At 58.0% G+C, this 18,190-nt stretch carries 15 protein-coding genes; 9 read left to right on the top strand and 6 right to left on the bottom strand.

Annotated features, from left to right (window positions below):
* Positions 1–23: 23 nt before the first annotated feature.
* The 3 genes from NB063_RS28235 to NB063_RS28245 are packed head-to-tail and all read right to left on the bottom strand — an operon-like array spanning position 24 to position 2,851.
* On the bottom strand, positions 24–1,409 hold the full coding sequence (locus tag NB063_RS28235) for an NAD(P)(+) transhydrogenase (Re/Si-specific) subunit beta (protein ID WP_250932416.1): 1,386 nt from the start codon (positions 1,407–1,409) through the stop codon (positions 24–26).
* Positions 1,406–1,702: an NAD(P) transhydrogenase subunit alpha gene (locus NB063_RS28240; RefSeq protein WP_250932417.1), complete on the bottom strand. Its 297-nt coding sequence runs from the start codon at positions 1,700–1,702 to the stop codon at positions 1,406–1,408. Before NB063_RS28240 ends, NB063_RS28235 begins: the two co-directional genes overlap by 4 nt.
* Positions 1,703–1,720: 18 nt before the next feature.
* Positions 1,721–2,851 carry a Re/Si-specific NAD(P)(+) transhydrogenase subunit alpha gene (locus NB063_RS28245; RefSeq protein ID WP_261367653.1) on the bottom strand — a complete coding sequence of 377 codons (1,131 nt, stop codon included), beginning with the start codon at positions 2,849–2,851 and terminating at the stop codon, positions 1,721–1,723.
* Between the two features lie 333 nt (positions 2,852–3,184).
* Between NB063_RS28245 and NB063_RS28250 the strand changes: the two genes are divergently transcribed.
* Positions 3,185–4,726 (top strand): arylsulfatase, encoded by a 1,542-nt coding sequence (locus NB063_RS28250; RefSeq protein ID WP_250932419.1) that lies wholly within the window; start codon positions 3,185–3,187, stop codon positions 4,724–4,726.
* Here the strand turns inward: NB063_RS28250 and dtd are convergent.
* Positions 4,723–5,175 carry a D-aminoacyl-tRNA deacylase gene (gene dtd, locus NB063_RS28255; RefSeq protein ID WP_250932420.1) on the bottom strand — a complete coding sequence of 151 codons (453 nt, stop codon included), beginning with the start codon at positions 5,173–5,175 and terminating at the stop codon, positions 4,723–4,725. The two genes, NB063_RS28250 and dtd, sit on opposite strands and share 4 nt — an antisense overlap.
* A gap of 69 nt (positions 5,176–5,244) precedes the next feature.
* Between dtd and NB063_RS28260 the strand changes: the two genes are divergently transcribed.
* Positions 5,245–6,156, top strand: a complete 912-nt coding sequence (locus tag NB063_RS28260; RefSeq protein ID WP_250932421.1) for a DUF1559 family PulG-like putative transporter — start codon at positions 5,245–5,247, stop codon at positions 6,154–6,156.
* A 173-nt stretch (positions 6,157–6,329) separates the two neighbouring features.
* On the opposite strand, the gene NB063_RS28265 is transcribed toward NB063_RS28260, so the two are convergent.
* The gene (locus NB063_RS28265) at positions 6,330–7,544 is read right to left on the bottom strand and encodes an argininosuccinate synthase (protein WP_261367649.1); all 1,215 of its coding nucleotides are present in this window, start codon (positions 7,542–7,544) and stop codon (positions 6,330–6,332) included.
* Between the two features lie 141 nt (positions 7,545–7,685).
* On the opposite strand from NB063_RS28265, the gene larB reads away from it, so the two are divergent.
* Complete coding sequence (larB, locus tag NB063_RS28270) at positions 7,686–8,588, top strand: nickel pincer cofactor biosynthesis protein LarB (RefSeq protein ID WP_250932423.1); 903 nt, start codon at positions 7,686–7,688, stop codon at positions 8,586–8,588.
* Between the two features lie 165 nt (positions 8,589–8,753).
* Entirely contained in the window at positions 8,754–9,638 is an 885-nt protein-coding gene (locus NB063_RS28275) for an NAD(P)H-hydrate dehydratase (protein WP_250932424.1), read from the top strand.
* A gap of 107 nt (positions 9,639–9,745) precedes the next feature.
* On the opposite strand, the gene NB063_RS28280 is transcribed toward NB063_RS28275, so the two are convergent.
* On the bottom strand, positions 9,746–11,233 hold the full coding sequence (locus NB063_RS28280; RefSeq protein WP_250932425.1) for a Do family serine endopeptidase: 1,488 nt from the start codon (positions 11,231–11,233) through the stop codon (positions 9,746–9,748).
* Between the two features lie 297 nt (positions 11,234–11,530).
* On the opposite strand from NB063_RS28280, the gene glgC reads away from it, so the two are divergent.
* From glgC to NB063_RS28305, 5 genes are read left to right on the top strand one after another with little or no spacing between them, the layout of a single operon-like run.
* Positions 11,531–12,799, top strand: a complete 1,269-nt coding sequence (gene glgC / locus NB063_RS28285; protein ID WP_456062002.1) for a glucose-1-phosphate adenylyltransferase — start codon at positions 11,531–11,533, stop codon at positions 12,797–12,799.
* A gap of 28 nt (positions 12,800–12,827) precedes the next feature.
* Complete coding sequence (locus NB063_RS28290; protein WP_250932427.1) at positions 12,828–13,811, top strand: GGDEF domain-containing protein; 984 nt, start codon at positions 12,828–12,830, stop codon at positions 13,809–13,811.
* Positions 13,812–13,865: 54 nt separating this feature from the next.
* Positions 13,866–14,891 carry a bifunctional riboflavin kinase/FAD synthetase gene (locus NB063_RS28295; protein ID WP_250932428.1) on the top strand — a complete coding sequence of 342 codons (1,026 nt, stop codon included), beginning with the start codon at positions 13,866–13,868 and terminating at the stop codon, positions 14,889–14,891.
* 44 nt (positions 14,892–14,935) lie between these two features.
* On the top strand, positions 14,936–15,928 hold the full coding sequence (locus tag NB063_RS28300; RefSeq protein WP_250932429.1) for a DHH family phosphoesterase: 993 nt from the start codon (positions 14,936–14,938) through the stop codon (positions 15,926–15,928).
* Between the two features lie 58 nt (positions 15,929–15,986).
* On the top strand, positions 15,987–18,116 hold the full coding sequence (locus NB063_RS28305) for an FAD-dependent oxidoreductase (protein WP_407652739.1): 2,130 nt from the start codon (positions 15,987–15,989) through the stop codon (positions 18,114–18,116).
* The last annotated feature ends 74 nt before the right edge of the window (positions 18,117–18,190 follow it).

The raw sequence follows: 18,190 nt of genomic DNA on the forward strand, positions 1-18,190 counted from the left end.
CATGCCCGTCAAAATACGCGATTTCAACCCTTGAACGCGGCGATCACGCTGGACAGGGATTGTTTGGCGTCGCCGAAGAGCATTCGCGTGTTTTGGCCAAAGAACAACGGGTTATCGACGCCAGAGAAACCGGACGCCATCGAGCGTTTGAGCACAAAGACGGTCCGGGCGTGGTCGACGTTGATGATCGGCATCCCGTAGATCGGGCTGTTTTCGTCTTCGCGGGCGGCCGGATTGACCACGTCATTGGCCCCGATCACGATCGCGACATCGACGTTTTCGATTCTCCGGTTGATGTCTTCCATCTCGACCAATTGGTCGTAGGGGACGTTGGCTTCGGCCAGCAGCACGTTCATGTGACCGGGCATCCGTCCGGCGACCGGGTGGATCGCGTAGCTGACTTCGGCACCGTTCTGTTCGAGCAATTCGCCGAGTTCTCGCACCACGTGTTGGGCCTGCGCCACCGCCATGCCATAGCCGGGGACCATGACAACTGAGGAAGCGGCTTCCAGGATGAGATACGCGTCCTCGGGGACGATCGGTTTGACTTCGCCTTCGACCTTGGTCGCGGTTTTTGCCGCCGTGAACCCGGAGAACAGCACGTGGCTCAGCGAGCGGTTCATCGCTTTGCACATGATGTTGGTCAGGATGATCCCGGCGGCGCCGACGAGGGCACCGGCAACAATCAGAATCGTGTTGTTGATCGCGAGACCTGCGGCACAGGCGGCGAGACCGGAATAGCTGTTGAGCAGTGAGATCACGACGGGCATGTCGGCGCCGCCGATCGGAATCACCGCCATCACGCCGAGGACGAGCGAGAGGGCGATGACCGCGTAGATCAGCGTTGAGTTCCAAATCTCCGGCTGGGCCACCATTGCGGCGCCGCAGCCGATGGTGACGACGAGCAGCAGGAGGCTGATGAATTGTTGACCGGGTAACGAGATCGCGCGGCTGGGCATCGTTTCGGACAATTTCCCCCATGCCACGATGCTGCCCGAAAACGTCACGCCACCGATCAGAATCGAGATCAAAATCGTGATGATCGTGAAGGCGGATTGCGATAGGTCGGCATCGGGTCCGCCGCCCATGTCGAGTGCCGCCCATCCGACAAACAGGCTGGCGATACCACCGGACCCGTTGAACAAGGCCACCATTTCGGGCATGCCCGTCATGGCGACTCGCCGGGCCGCGACCGCGCCGACGATCGTGCCGAGTACTGCGGCGACGGCGATCCAGCGGAAATCGATGATCTCTTTCGAGCTGAGCGTGACAACGACGGCGACCAGCATCCCGAGAGATGAGAGTTGATTTCCCCGCACCGCGGTGGCGGGCGAGCTAAGCAGTTTTAATCCGAAGACAAATAGAATCGCCGAGACGATGTAGACGGCACCAATCCATTCTGGGCTCATGATCGTGCCTCCGGTTCATCTTTCTTTTTAAACATGCCGAGCATGCGGTCGGTGACCATGTAGCCGCCGACGACGTTAATGGTTGCGAAGAACACCGCGATCGCACCGAGCCACGTGGCCCACGCGGCCATCTCGCCTCCGGCCAGGGTGAGGGCCCCGACGACGGTGATCCCCGAAATCGCATTGGCGCCCGACATCAAGGGCGTGTGCAACGTTGCGGGAACTTTTGAGATTAATTCGAATCCCAAAAAGATCGACAGCATCAAAACGAAACCTAGTAACACGGTTTCCATGGTGAGTTCTCGTTGGTGTTATTGTTTGTCTTGAATCATCGGGTGAACGATTTGGCCGTCGCGCGTGATCACAGCGGCTTGGACAATTTCATCGTCGGGAGACAGCGTCAACTGCTTGGTTTCACTATCCCAGAAATCGGTAAGAAGGCTGACGAGGTTGTTGGAATACATCTCGCTGGCGTTTCGGCAGACGTGCGACGGGAGGTTTCCCATGCCGAGGATTTTGACGCCGCCGACGTCGACGATTTCATTCAGGACGGAACCTTCGACGTTGCCTCCTGATTCGACGGCCATGTCGACGACGACGCTGCCGGGCTGCATCGCGGCGACCATTTCGGCGGTAACGATCCGCGGTGCGGGGCGGCCAAACAACTGCGCGGTCGTGATCACCACATCGGATCCCGCGATGACGGCGGCCTGTCCCTGTTTTTGCGATTCGATTTGTTCGGGCGTGAGTGCTTTGGCATAACCCTGTTCGGTTTGGCCGACTTCGCCGAGGTCAATTTCGACAAACTTGGCCCCGAGCGATCGGACTTGTTCGGCGACGACGGGCCGGGTGTCAAACGCTTCGACGCGAGCACCGAGACGTTTGGCCGTCGCGATCGCTTGCAAACCGGCAACCCCGGCTCCGATCACGAACACCCGCGCCGGGCGAATCGTTCCCGAGGGTGTCATCATCATCGGGAACGCTTTGGGACAGTGATACGCGGCTTGGATCACGGTGACGTATCCGGCCAAGTTCGCCTGCGATGAGAGCGCATCCATCTTTTGCGCCCGGGTGCTCCGGGGGATCATTTCCATCGAGATCGCCGTGGCACCGCGTGAAGCCATCGTATCGACGAGGTCGCGGCGGTTCATCGGATCCAGAAAACTGATGTGGACCGAGCCCTGTTTCAGCGATTGGAGATCATCGATTTCGGGTTGGCGAACGCGTAACACGATGTCCGATTGGCTCAGCACCGCGTTACGATCCGGTTCGATTGAAGCACCCGCCTCCGCATACTGTTGGTCGGAAAAACCAGACGCAACTCCCAGTCCCGATTGGACAACGATTTCGAAACCGAGGCGGATCAGTTTCTTTGCGTTGTCGGGCACGATCGCCGTTCGGAGTTCGCCCGGCCATGTTTCGACCGGCACACCAATTCGCATTTCAAATCTCGAATATGTCACGTTGGAAGATCTCGAACTGTCGCCTCCAGCCTAAGCTGACGCGGGGGCAAAGGAAAGTGGACGCGACGATTCAGCCCCTTATTGCTGCTTGTGGTATCGTGGGTTCACGGCCGAGCCATGTGTCGCAGCGGTTCAGCGAACGGTCGGCTGCCCCGCCTGTCTCTGCCCTGCCCTGCCCTGGTTCTACGCGGTCCTGATTTTGCCTCATCTGATTGGTCTTGGCTCGGCGAGCATTTCCCGGCGTCATCCGATTGCCTCCCGCAGCTCCTGTCTCGTCCCCACGTTTTCTTCGGCCAACCCATGGAGTGTTCTGTGTCTCGTCGATCCTTCAATTTTCTGTTTTCATCGTGTTGCGGTGCGTTGGCCTTGTGGGCTTGCATGACGCATCGCGATTCGATTCATGCGGACGAGTCTCGGGATACCCCACCGAACGTCGTTTTCATCATGGCAGATGACTTGGGGTACGGCGAACTGGGTTGTTACGGTCAGCAGAAGATTCAGACTCCGAATCTCGACCGGTTGGCCGCCCAGGGAATGCGGATGACGCAGCATTACAGCGGTGCCCCGGTTTGTGCGCCGGCCCGCTGTGTGTTGATGAGCGGACAACATCTCGGGCATGCCGAGATTCGTGGGAACCGTGATTCCGGAAACGGTCGCAAGTTTCCGGGGCAATGGCCGATCACCAGCGAGTTAGTCACAATCGCGGAAGTGTTGAAGGCGGCGGGGTACGCGACGGGAGGTTTTGGGAAATGGGGCCTCGGGCCGAGTGACACTTCAGGTGGTCCGAACAATCAAGGGTTCGATCGATTCTTCGGTTACAACTGCCAACGCAACGCACACAGCTATTACCCGCCGTTTCTAAACAGCGATGAGGAAGAGGAGACGATCAACGAATCGCCGATTCCCGGCCATCGGAAAAAGCCGACCGGTGCCGTTGTCGCGGATGATTATCGTGCCGATGTCTATGCACCGGATCGCATTCTCGCCGAAGCACTCGATTGGCTCGGCGAGCATCGTGACCGTCCATTTTTCTTGTATCTGCCTTTTGTCGAACCTCATGTTTCGATGCAACCGCCGCAGGAATGGATCGACCGATATCCGACTGCATGGGATGAAGAGAACGGCGTGTACCGTGGCGAGAATGGTTACCTGCCGCATCCAAGACCACGGGCCGCTTACGCGGCAATGATCTCGGATCTTGATGAGCACGTCGGAACGGTGTTGGATCGTCTTGATAAATACGGGGTGGCGGATGAGACGATCGTGATTTTTACTTCGGATAACGGGCCGACCCACGGTGGCCGTGATCCTCGTTTTCACATCGGAGGCGCTGGGTGTACCTTTTTTGAATCCGCCGGTGGTTTGAAAGGGTACAAGGGCAGTTGTTACGAAGGCGGCCTGCGAGTGCCCTGCATCGTTCGTTGGCCGGGGCACATCACGTCCGGTTCGGTGTCGACGATGCCATCGTATTTCCCGGATTGGTTTGCGACGCTCACGTCGGTCTGCGGTGGTGAATTACCGGCCGGGCAGGTTATCGACGGGATTGATTTGAGTGCCGAGTTGACGGGAGGACAAACGCCTCACCGCGAGCAACCCATGATTTGGGAGTTCGCCGGTTACGGCGGGATCTTTGCGATCCGTGACGGCGACTGGAAAGCGGTTCGGACGAAGACGAACAGCAAGAGGCCTGGGGCGTGGGAGCTTTATCATGTTGCGACCGACCCTGCGGAGGCATCCGATGTGGCGGCATTGCACCCGGAAATCGTGACGCGGCTCGCCGCTGAGTTTGCAAGTCATCGGACGGCCGAGAGCGATTTCCCGCAGCCGCTGCTTGATCCTTCGAACCGGCGTTAGCGAATGATTTCGTCGGAATCGAGGATGATCGTGACGGGGCCGTCATTGACCAGTGATACGGCCATGTCCGCGGCAAAGATTCCGCGTGCTACCGGGAGGCCGAGCGAATGCAGGTGATCGGCGTAGCGTTCGTACAGATTTTTGGCCATGTCGGGCGGTGCGGCAGCGGTGAACGAAGGGCGTCGTCCTCTGCGGCAATCGGCCAATAGCGTGAATTGGCTGATCGCGAGAACACCGCCTCCCGCTTCGACGACGTTTCGATTCATCTTGCCGGCTTCATCGGGAAAGATCCGTAGGTTGGCGGTTTTGTCGGCGATCGCGCGGACGGTATCGACCGAGTCGCCATGGGCGATCCCGACGAGTGCGACCAAGCCATGATCAATCTGACCCACGATATCGCCATCGACGCGGACGTCGGCTTGTAAACTCCGTTGCAGGATGACTTTCACGAAGAAGTCTCGCTAAGATAGGTGTGAGTATGAAATTTGTTGTTCTTTGTCGCGTAACGTGTGAATCGTATGCCGTACTTGTTCACTTGCCCACACTGTCACACGCGAACCGAGGTCGAAGATGAATTCAGCGGTCAATCGGGCGAATGTGTGGTTTGTGGACGTGAGATCACGTTACCTGATTTTGCCCCTGGCGCGGCTTCGAACCGGACCTCGAAGGCCGGTGGTTCGGGCCCTCGAAAACGTCGATCTGCCGCTTGGGTGGCTGCCGCGGTCGTGATGTTATTGCTGGTCGGGGCGTCCATCATCGCGGTGGCGCGGATCGGTGGTACGACCGCTCAGAGGTTGCGAGAAGGCCGTGCCCGGCTCGCGAGCATCAAGAACATGGAAACGATCGCTCAGGCGCTCAACGCGTATGCGGCCGACCATGGTTCCTACCCTGCCCCGGCGATTTACAGCCGATCGGGCAAACCGTTGCTTTCGTGGCGCGTCGCGATTTTGCCGTACCTCGGTGAGGAGGATTTGTATGAACGGTTTAATCTCAGCGCGGCTTGGGATAGCGGACCAAACCAGATGATGACCTATCAAGACATGCCATCGATTTATCGGCATCCTGACTCGCAGCCATGGGGAACCGACACCGTCTACCACTTGGTCACGGGCAGTGGCACGCTGTTTCCTAAGACGGGAGCGTTGGGGCCGAAGCAAGTGACCGACGGGGCAACCAAAACGCTCTTGTTGGTCGAAGCTCGGGTTTCGAGCACGTGGACCGAACCGCTTGATCTCGATTTTGTGGGGACGGGCGGGAAGATCAACTCGACGTCGGGGAACGATTTTGGCGGGGTGACCGAAGGCGGCGTGTGTGTGGTCACGGTTGACGGCCGGGGGCATTTCATGCCTGAGACGACCGCACCGATGACGGTCAATGCGCTCGTGACGCCACGCGGCGGTGAGCCGTTGCCCGACGACGTGTTGGATTGATCAGATTTCAAAGTGATTGGGGCAATCGCACCTGTTGAGGATGCGAGTTTGGGAAGGCACCCGCCTTGAACGCGAGAAAAACCTCGCCATCAAACATTGCAAATCAAAAACGCCGGCATCGCAAAATTGCGACGTCGGCGTTTTTTGTGATTCGATTTTGAGAGCAGCCGTTCTTAGAACTTCCGCGGGGAGACGCGGCCTTGAACGCGACTTGGCAGCCCATGGATGCGAAGGAATCCTTCGGCGTCGTCTTGGTTGTACGATCCGCCACCTTCCATCGTGGCGATTTCTTCGTCGTAGAGGCTGTTGGGGCTCGTACGGGAAGCAACCATGATGTTGCCTTTGTAGAGCTGCAGCGTGACTTCGCCGGTGACGGGCTTTTGTGCTTCGCGAATGAATGCGAAGAGGGCGTCCATCTTGGGCGTGTACCAGAAACCGTAGTAAACCATTTCGGCGACTTCGGGGGCGAGGCGGTCTCGCAAGTGCATCAGGTCGCGGTCCATAGTGAGTTGTTCGACATACATCAATGCGTCGTAGAGCACTGTCATGCCGGGCGACTCGTAGACGCCACGGCTCTTCATGCCGACAAATCGGTTTTCGACCATGTCGATCCGGCCGACGCCATTGCGTCCGGCGACGGTGTTGAGTTGTTCGACCATTTCGAGCGCTGTGACTTTTTTGCCATTGAGGGTCACAGGGACGCCGGATTCGAATCCGATCGTCACTTCTTCAGCTTTGTCCGGTGCAGCTTGTGGTGAAACGCCCATTCCGAAATCGACGAGTTCGACGCCGTTGACGTCGAGCTCTTCGAGTTTGCCGGCTTCGTAGGAAATGTGCAGAACGTTTTCGTCGCTGCTGTACGGTTTCGCCGTCGATGCTTTGACGGGGATTCGTTTGGCGTCGCAGTACTCGATCAGTTCGGTGCGTCCTGGGAAGGCGTCACGGAACGATTTGATCCGCCAGGGGGCGATCATTTCGATGCTCGGGTTGAGAGCTTCGGCGGCGAGTTGGAAGCGACATTGGTCGTTGCCTTTGCCGGTTGCGCCGTGGGCGTAGGCGGTGGCGCCGACTTCGCGAGCGACTTCGAGGCAGACTTTGCTGATCAGGGGGCGAGCGATCGAGGTGCCCAAAAGATAGATTTGCTCGTACTTGGCTTGCCAGGCGAGCACGGGAAACGCGAAATCGCGGCACAATTCTTCGCGGACGTCGACGAGTCGTGAAGATTTCGCGCCGCAGGTGCGAGCCTTCTCCATAATCGCGTCGCGATCCTCACAGGGCTGGCCCAAATCTACGTAAACACAGTGAACTTCATAGCCTTGATCCTGCAACCATCCGAGGATGACGGAGGTATCGAGTCCACCGGAATAAGCCAGCACGCAACTTTTCATATCGAATCAACATCCAATCACGGGGTAAATTTGTCTATGTTTGTAAGGGGTGTCATTTAAGTGGCCGCTGCCCAAAGACGCAAGCGGCAGTATAAATCGACATTCTTCCCCCCACCGTTGTCCTTCCCTACAAAATTTCCGATGACTCCCCCTGCCCCGCAATCGCCGTCTATCGGCAACGAAGTCCCCTCTTCCCTGCGAGAATTACTGGCTTCCGTTGCCAACGGAACCGTCGGGGTTGATCAAGCGGCCGGGAGCGTCGCGTCCATGATGCGGCAAACCGATGATGGAAAGATGGGCGCTCTTGGTGAAGTCGCCTCGATACCGGGAGCCACGGTCGATCTCGGTCGCCGCGACCGGTGCGGGTTCGGCGAAGTGATTTATGGCGAAGGTAAGAGCACCGATTTGATGATCCGGATCGTCGAAACGCAGCTCGGGGCGGAGCAGAGTTGCCTGATCACTCGGATCGATCCGACCTCCGCGGCGCAGTTGCGACGCCATTTCCGTCACACGCACCACAATCCAGCGGCTCGAACACTGCGAATTGCGGGACAGCCCGCACAGCTCGTTTCGCCGGTCTTGGACGATGCCATTGCCCATGTGGCGGTCGTGACGGCGGGCAGTACGGATGCGTCAGTAGCTGAGGAGGCGGTCGAAACGCTCACATGGATGGGGATCGCCCACCGGCGTGTGGAAGACATCGGAGTTGCCGGTCCGCAACGGTTGCTCGCGGCGGTTCCTGCCCTGCGAAAGGCGGCCGCGATTGTGGTGATCGCGGGCATGGAGGGCGCGTTGCCGCCGACGGTCGCCGGCCATGTCGGCGTTCCCGTCATCGCGGTTCCGACGAGCACGGGGTACGGGGCGAATTTCGCGGGACTGACCCCATTGATGGGTATGTTGACTTCATGCGCGGCGAACGTTGCGGTGGTCAACATCGATGCGGGGTTCAAAGGCGCCTATTTGGCTGGTCTGATCGCCACGCAATTGATCGCCGCCGAGAAAGACGCGAAGGAACGATCGATTAGCCAGTACGAGGGCGTTTGATCGGGTTTCCGATGTCACGCGATAGCCGTTTCTGCGTTGGCAGGCGGATCCTGGTCTGGCAGACTTAACGGTGCGTTAGACTGATGGGCGAAGCGGGCTGTGTTGGCAACCCGCCGTGAGTAGACGTCCTTGCTCGCCTCATCGACTGCTTTACCAGGAATTTTGATGCAACGTCGTCCATTGAAACTGCGGACCCGCGAATCATCTGACCACAAAGGGACCTTTGGTCGCGTGTTGTTGGTTGGTGGATCGCGCGGGATGGCGGGATCGATCTCGTTGTCGTCGATCGCAGCGTTGCATACCGGTTCGGGGCTGGTCGCTGCGGCCGTTCCCGATCCGGTTTTGGAAACGGTCGCCGGGTTCCATGCGGCGTTGATGACGATCGCGATGCCTGCCCAAGACGGTTGTTTTTCGGTGGGTGCTTGGTCGCCGCTGAAAGGATTGATATCTCGGCAAGACGCGATCGGGGTGGGACCGGGGATGACAACGAACGAGGGCAGCGTTGCGATTGTCGACGGATTGCTGCGGCAACGTCAAACGCCAGTCGTGTTCGATGCCGACGCGCTCAACGTGATCTCAGAGCATCGTCTTTTCGACGATGAAGCAATCGTCAGGACGGAAGGTGATGCAGCCGTCGTGTTGACGCCCCATCCGGGAGAGTTGTCGAGATTGACGGGGGTTCCCGCGAGCGATGGTGACGAGCAATTGGCCGCGGCGCAGCGCATGGCGGACCGCTTGGGGATCACCATCGTTGTCAAAGGCGGACCGACACGCGTGACGGATGGATGTGCGCCGGATGCACCGGGGCGAACCTTTGTCAACTCAACCGGCAATCCCGCGATGGCGACGGCTGGTTGTGGTGATGTGCTGACCGGTGTAATCACCTCGTTGCTCGGCCAGGGTTTGTCTGGATGGGACGCCGCCCGATTGGGCGTTTGGATCCACGGCCGGGCTGGCGATGTGGCCGCGTCGGCGATCAGCGCCGCTGGCATGACGGCGGCCCACTTGGTTGAAACGTTGGCGATTGTTGCTGACGAGATGGCCGAGTGAACCAGTACATCTCGTGACCAAACAAAAACAGCCGACATGGGGAAGCGTTCCCCATGTCGGCTGCCGTATAACGTGTCGTGTCGAACGCCGTCGGTTGTTGGCGTGCGTTAGCGGATCACGAGCAACATACGGGTGTTGCCGCGCCGCACAACGACTTGCAGTGGCACCTGTTGCCGCTGAGCCTCGGCGAGGATCTGCGTCAACTGGGCAACCGAGTTGACCGGGCGACCGGCCGCACCTTCGATCACGTCACCGACTTGCATTCCCGCCTCGGCGGCAATGCCCTCATCGTTGACGCTGGTGACGATCAGGCCTTGTTCCAGATCCGTGTAGCCGTATCGTTCGGCCGTGCGAGGCGTGACGGGTTCGAGTTCGGCTCCCAGTGCCGTTCCCGCGCCGAACATCGCCATCGCTTGGTCGGTTCGTTCTTGCAGGTTGACGGTGACATCCATCATCTTGCCGTTCCGGTTGACCTTCATCTGGACGCTCTCTCCCGGCGGACGACTGGCGATGTAGTTGACCAATCGCGAGCTGGTGGTCACCGGGCGTCCGTCGGTTTCGAGGATGACATCACCGGGTTGCAGCTTAGCGTTGGCGGCAGGTTGGCCGGCCAACACGCCACGGATCAACGCACCCTTATTCACCTTGAGGCCGAATTCTTCGACGACTTCCGGAGTCACGTCGGCGACCTGGGCACCCAGGAATCCGCGACGAACTTCACCGTGTTCGATGATCGAGTTGAGGACCGGTCGGGCGAGTCCAACGGGGATGGCGAAACCGATCCCCGCGCTGGCACCCGATCGAGACAAAATCGCCGTGTTGATGCCGATCAATTCACCCCGCAAGTTGACCAGCGGGCCACCGGAGTTGCCGGGGTTGATGGCGGCATCGGTTTGCAAGAAGTCTTCAAATCCGTGACCGCCGTCGACGATTCCTTGGACGCGGTTTTTTCCGCTGATGATGCCCGCGGTCACGGTTTGATCGAGACCAAAGGGGCTGCCGATGGCGAGCACCCAGTCACCGACTTGGATCGCGTCACTGTCGCCGAACGGAACCGCGGTCAGGCCGTCACGGTTGATCTTCAAGACCGCGAGGTCGGTTTCGGGGTCGGTGCCGACAACATCAGCATCGACTTTCACCCCGTGGCTGAGTTCGACGCTAACGATATCGGCGCCTTCGACGACGTGGTTGTTGGTCAAGATATAGCCATCTTCACGGACAATCACTCCGCTGCCTTGGCCTTGTTGTTGGGGTTCGGAGTTTTGCCGCCCGCGGCCGTCACGGAAGTATTCTTCGAATCCCGGCGGCAATTGCCGGCGGAGATTCGGAGGTAGTTGTCGGGCGCGGGATGCGACATCGGTTTTGGTGCTGATACTGACCACGCTGGGCCGTATCACTTCCGCAACGGTGCGGAAGGCGGACGAGATATCTTGTGCGGTGTTCAGGTTTTGCATCGCCGCGCGACCCTGAATTTGCTGTTCGGCGTAGGCGTCGTTGTTTGCCGCATGGGGCAGGCTCATCATGACGCCAACGATAAGCGTCGCGACCCAAGCGGTCGCTAAGACGATGCTGATTCGCTTCCATTGCTTCTGCATTTTCGATTCTCCTTGAGGAAGATGGGGACTTTCGGGAGTTTCAACGGGAGGCCTTGTGTTACGTGACCAGATGCATTTTTGTTGATTGACCCGAATGAACTGAATTCGCTTGAAAAATTGGCAGTGAATTTGCTGCGAAAAACGAAACCAAGCAAACAACGCACCAATTTGCTACGTTGTCGGAAAAGGTGTTTTGCGTTTTGGTGGTGTTCGTTACCCTTTCTGCTGCACGAAGGGGTTTCTCGTGCCCGATAATGCAGTTCTGTGGGCCCGGTTCGCAATGAGTTGTGTGAAATGATGGATCTGGAAATGATGCAACGAACCCTGACGGTGATTCTGGCGGGCGGGCGTGGTTCCCGGTTGGAACCGTTGACGCGAGATCGCGCGAAACCGGCGGTGCCGATCGGCGGTTGCTATCGCATAATCGATTTCGTCCTGAGCAATTGTCTCAACAGCGGCATGCGACGGCTGTTGATGCTGACTCAGTACAAAGCTCAATCGCTCGACCGTCACATCCAGCTCGCGTGGACGAATTATTTTAGCCGCGAACTCGGCGAGTTCATCGACGTCGTCCCCCCCCAACAACGCATCGATGACAATTGGTATCAAGGGACCGCGGACGCTGTCTACCAGAATATTTACGCGATCGAACGGGCGATGCCCGAGTACGTGGTCATCCTCGCTGGGGATCACTTGTACAAAATGAATTATCACACGATGGTGGATTTTCACCATCGCATGGGGGCGGACATCACTGTCGGAGCTCTGCGGGTTAGCCGTGACGAAGCTCGCCAATTTGGGGTGATGCAGACCGATCTGGATAACCGCCTGATCGAGTTTGAAGAGAAACCGAACGATCCCAAGCCGACGTTGGACAACCCCGACGTTTGCCTTGCCTCGATGGGCATCTACGTCTTCAACACGCGTTTCCTATTTGAGCGTTTGTGCGATGACGCGACGGACCCCAACAGCAGCCATGATTTTGGCAAAAACATCATCCCCGCCGCGATCGCCGACAGCAAAGTGTTTGCGTTCCCGTTTACGGATGAGAATCGAAAGAGCGACGCGTATTGGCGGGATGTCGGCACTCTCGAAGCTTACTATGAAGCCAACATGGACTTGGTGACGGTTGACCCCCAATTGAATCTGTACGATTCGCAATGGCCGATCCGGTCCTTCCGACCCCAATTGCCTCCGCCCAAGTTTGTCTTCGGCAGCGAGGGGCGGTCCAACCGGAAAGGTGTTGCGCTCGATTCGATCATCTGTCAGGGGGCCATTATCAGTGGGGGGACGGTGCTGCGATCGATCGTCGGAGCGGGGTGTCGGGTCAACAGTTATGCTCAGGTTGAAGACAGCATTCTGTTTGACAACGTCGAAGTGGGACGGCACAGCCGGATCCGTCGAGCGATTATTGACAAAGACGTGCGGATCCCACCGGAAACCGAAATCGGCTATGATCCCGTTTTGGATGCCGCCCGAGGGTTAACGGTGACGGACAGCGGGTTGGTGGTGATAGCTCGAGGCGAGTTGATTCGCACCAACGATTCGGTGTCTTCGTTCGCCTGACGCCAGTCTTTGCTGGATTTTTGCACTGATGCCGCCCGTAAACGCCTTGCTGCTTTTTGCCAGCTCGATCCTCGCTGTTGTTTTGGTTTTGATCGGCTTTTGGCTCGGCCGGCGGCGACCCGTGAAATTGGAATCGATGGAGATTCCGCCGCTGGTCGATGACGACGATCGGCAAAGGATCGTCGGGTTGCTGCAAAGTCTGGCACGGTGGACGAACGAGTATTCGGGTAACGTCTCCAGTTATCAGTCCGATCTCCAGCAGATCAGCGACCATGTCCGCCAAAGCATCAACGCGGTTCAGCGAGATCGGGCATCAGGGCGAGCAAGCGGCCGGGACGAAACCCAGATGCTCAGCGATGCCCGCGTGATGACCTTGATCTCACAAATCATGGGCACCAACGAAGAGCTGCAGACCCGCTTGCAGGCGGCTGAAAAACAGCTCGAGGAACAGACCCAGCAGATCGAGTCGTATCTAACCGAGGCACGCACCGATGGTTTGACCGGTTTGTTCAATCGACGTGCCTTCGACAAGAAGCTCGATGAAATGTTCGCGGCCTATCGCGGTGGTGGGAGTTCGTTCGTGCTGATTTTGGTGGACATCGATCACTTTAAATCGATCAACGACACGTATGGACACCCCGTAGGCGATACCGTGTTGCAGCGGGTCGCTGCGACCCTGGGGGCCACCCTCAGCGACGCGAAAATCGTCTCTCGTTTTGGCGGTGAAGAGTTCGCGATCCTGACGGAGACCCCGATTCGTGTTTCAGGGGATCGGATGAACAAGGTTCGCAAGAAGATTGCTGATGAACCGATCCAGGTGGGCAAGGATTCGATCGAGGTGACGATCAGCGTCGGTTTGAGCGAACCACGTGATGATCTCGCGATTGGTCCCATCGTCCGTCGAACCGATGAGGCGTTGTACTGCGCAAAGAACCGTGGTCGTAACCGCGTTTACTTTAACGACGGTTCGGGGCCACAGCTCGTTGGCGCGCCCGAGATCGCGCGATCTTGATCGTGTCCTGACGGAGTTTCCAATCATCAGGCATACTGAAGGGCTGCTTCACCCGTGCCGCCTGAGAATGATGTCCGCCGCGAAATGACACCGCCCTGCCCTGCCCCCACCCAAATCTTGATGCTCGACGCGTTGGAAACTGACGCCACGGCAATCGATCTCGTGAAGAATGGTGCGGTCAGTATCGGCAATTTTGATGGGGTGCACGCCGGTCACCGTGAACTGCTTGCCCGCACGAGGGCGAATGCCGATGCGGTTGGTGGTCCTGCCGTGGTGGTCGTTCTGGATCCGCATCCGGCTTCGGTTCTGCGACCTCACAGTGCGCCGGCGCGATTGACCACGATTCGCAGGCGGGCGGAATTGATGAGCGAATTGGGGATTGACGCCTTGGTCGTTTGCCCCGTCACGCTCGACTTTCTCAACCGTACCGCGGAGGAGTTTTTCGACTTCCTGATCGTGAAACGTTTGCAAGCTAAAACGATGGTTGAGGGGCCGAATTTCTTCTTCGGACGTGATCGAGGCGGCGACGTGCATGTCCTACGCACGCTCTGCGAGCAGACGGGGATGCAGCTCGAAGTCGTCCATCCGCGGATCGAAGGGGGGCGGCTGGTCAGCAGTTCACGGATCCGCGAAGCCATATCGGCGGGCGAAATCGAATCTGCTAACGCCATGTTACAGTCGAAATATCAGATCGCCGGTCGCGTTACCAGCGGCGAACGACGGGGACGACTGATCGGATTCCCGACTGCGAATCTGACCGACATCGAAACTCTCGTTCCCGAAAACGGCGTCTACGCGGCCAAGGTTGCTGTCGGCAAACGTTCACCGGCATCGATCGGAACCGATTCGTCTGAGCTGCTCCTTGCCGCGGTACATGTTGGTCCCAATCCGACATTCGACGCGGAGCAGCGTACCAAGGTCGAGGTTCACTGTTTGGATTATGATGGCGACCTGTACGGTCAGTGTCTCACCGTTGAGTGGAACGCTCGCGTACGCCCTGTTCAAAAATTCAGTGGTGCCGACGCGTTGACCGCCCAATTACGGCGAGACGTTGAGTCAGTGCGTAAGTTATTGCATTAAACTTCGTTCTCAATCGTTTTTATCTTCAACAAGAAAGTGTCTCCGTGGGAGTCAATTGGAAAGCCTTCGTCAACCAAATTAGCCACTATCAATCGTTCATTTTGGTCAGCCACATTCGTCCGGATTGTGATGCACTCGGCAGCGAACTGGGGATGGCCGAAGTGCTCAAGGCGATCGGAAAGGAAGTGCGAATCATCAACGCGCATCGCACGCCACCTGCGCTTTCTTTCCTCGACCCGGCAGGCAATATCGATGTTCTCGGCGACAGTGTCGAAGCGGCTGACGTGAAAGCCGATTGCATCATGATTCTCGACACCAGCGCGTGGGCGCAGCTCGGTGACATGGGGGACGTGATTCGGGCGTCGCGTAGCGATAAAATCGTGCTCGATCACCACGTCGGCGAAGATGATCTCGGTGCGACGATGTACAAGGATTACCAAGCCGAAGCGACCGGGCAATTGGTGGTCCAGGCTGCCGATGCGTTAAACGTTCCGATCACGCGTGCGATGGCCGTGCCCGTCTTCGCCGCCATCGCAACCGACACCGGATGGTTTCGGTTTCCAAGCGTTACACCGGAGACGTATCGCGTGATCGCGAGATTGATGGAGGCGGGAGTGGTGCCCAGCGAAGTGTACGGCGACTTGTATGAGCGTGACACGATCGGTCGATTGAAGCTACGTGGTTTGATTCTGTCTCGCACGACATCGGAAATGGACGGCACCCTCGTTTACACCCACGTCAACAAAGAAGACTTCGCCGCCTGCGGAGCCGAAGCCAACGACACCGAAGACGCGATCAATTTGACGCTCGCCGTACGAGGCACGCAGGCGGCAGTGATCTTTGTCGGTCAACTTCGGGGCGGTTTCAAACTTTCTTTCCGCAGTCGGTGCGGTATGGACTGCAATGAAGTCGCTCGTCAGTTCGGTGGTGGCGGGCACAAGGCCGCTGCCGGCGCTTTCTTGGAAGGCACGCTCGACGAGGTGCAAGGACGTGTGTTGCCTGTTGTCCGCGACGCAATGCAAATCGCGCTCGCTTAGCAAACGAAAAGCGGAAGTGCCTTATTCTTTGAGATTCGATCCCCACAGGAGTGGAAATATGTTTTTACGAGTCCCCCTTTCGTTGGTCATGCTCACGTTGGTTGCGGTGGAACCTGCCCGTTGCGATGAGACGACGACGCGTTCCGATGTGGTGATCTACGGCGGGACGTCTGCCGCGGTGATCGCCGGTGTTCAAGCCAAACAGATGGGGAAATCGGTGGTGATTGTTTCACCCGATCAACATTTGGGAGGTTTGACGAGCGGCGGTTTGGGATGGACCGATACCGGAAATAAATCTGTGATCGGTGGGCTCGCCAAGGACTTTTATCATCGCGTTTACAAACACTACCAGCAGCCCGAGTCGTGGACGGCGCAAACTCGGCAGCAGTACGGTAACCGGGCCCAAGGACATCGCGCTAGCGACGACGATCAGGCCACGATGTGGGTGTTCGAGCCTCATGTGGCCGAGAAAATCTTCGAGGACTTGGTCGCTGAGAACGATCTCAAGGTCATCCGTGACGCGTGGCTCGACCGAGAGAACGGTGTGAAGACACGAGACGGACGGATCGTTTCGATCACGACGCTCGACGGACAAACTTTCGCAGGAAGCGTCTTCATCGACGCGACCTACGAAGGCGACCTCGTAGCCGCCGCAAACGTTGACACCACGTACGGCCGCGAATCGATGAGCGAGTACAACGAACCGCTTGCCGGAGTCCAGACCGGCGTGCTGCACCACGCGCACCATTTCGATGTTCTGTCTCAACGCGTTGATCCGTATGTCGTACCGGGCGATCCGGCGAGCGGCGTGATCCCGTTGGTGAGCGCCGAACCGCCAGGGGCTTATGGCAGCGGCGACAAACGGGTGCAAGCGTATTGTTTTCGCACCTGCCTGACGAACTTCGACCCCAATCGTGTGCCGTTTCCCAAGCCGGCAGGTTACGACGCCAATGAATACGAGGTGTTAGTCCGCTGCTTTGATGCCGGTTGGAAGAACGTTTTCAACAAGTTCGATCCGATCCCGAATTTTAAAACCGATACGAACAATCACGGTCCGGTCAGTTTTGATCATATCGGGATGAGTTATGACTATCCCGAAGCAACGTACGAACGACGCCAAGAAATCATCGAAGAGCACCGACGTTACCAGCAAGGATTGTTGTACTTTATCGCAAACGATCCGCGAGTTCCGGACGACATCCAACGCAGGATGCAAACCTGGGGACTCGCGAAAGATGAGTTCACCGACAACGGAAATTGGCCGCACCAATTGTACGTTCGCGAGGCTCGACGGATGATCGGCGAGTTCGTAATCACGCAAAACCACTTGCAGAAGCGAATTCCCACGCCGGAGTCTGTCGGCATGGGGTCCTATGCAATTGATTCTCACAACGTGCAGCGATACATCACACCCGAGGGTTATGTCCAAAACGAGGGTGACATCGGTGTCAGTACCAATGGTCCCTACGAAATCTCGCGGGGGTGTTTGCTGCCCAAGCGAGAGCAGTGTGAAAATCTTGTGGTGCCCGTTTGTGTTTCCAGCACCCACATGGCGTTTGGTTCGATTCGGATGGAACCGGTCTTCATGATCTTGGGCCAATCTTCGGCAACGATCGCTGCGATGGCGATCGATGGCAACAAGGCGGTGCAAGACGTGGGGTATGCACAGCTGCGAGAACGGTTGCTGGCTGATGGGCAAATTTTGGAAACGCCGCCTGGTGCGGGCGGTCACAGTGTCGCAAAAACGGTCGTTCATATTCAGGACGTTGCCGGAGTGACCTTGGATGACGTAAAAGCCGTTTTGGATGGTGCGTGGCAGATGAGTCGCTCGTCATCGGTGTTCTGCGAAACCGGATATCGCCACGATGGGAACGCTCGCGAATCGCGGGCGACCGCGGAGTTTGCCGCTGAATTGCCGGAGTCGGGATGGTACGAGGTCCGCTTGGGATATCCTCCCAATCCCAACCGTTCCAAACGGACGGCGGTGCAAATTCACCATGCCGATGGGGTCAGCAACGTCGTGGTCGACCAAACCCAGCCGCACGGCAAGGGCGAAGCTCCGTTTCGCTTGCTCGGCCGATATCGATTCGCCAAGGATGATGCCGCGAAGGTGTTGGTGTCCAACGAGGGCGCCGACGGTTACGTCGTGATCGACGCTGTAAATTGGCGTCCCGTCGACGGGGAATGAGCGGGAGGGCATGATCCGCATGGAATCAAGAAAGCCACACCTGGGCGTGGATCGATCGGCTTCGGTTTGCCGAT

Source organism: Aporhodopirellula aestuarii (assembly GCF_023701485.1).
Classification (GTDB): Bacteria; Planctomycetota; Planctomycetia; order Pirellulales; family Pirellulaceae; genus Rhodopirellula; species Rhodopirellula aestuarii.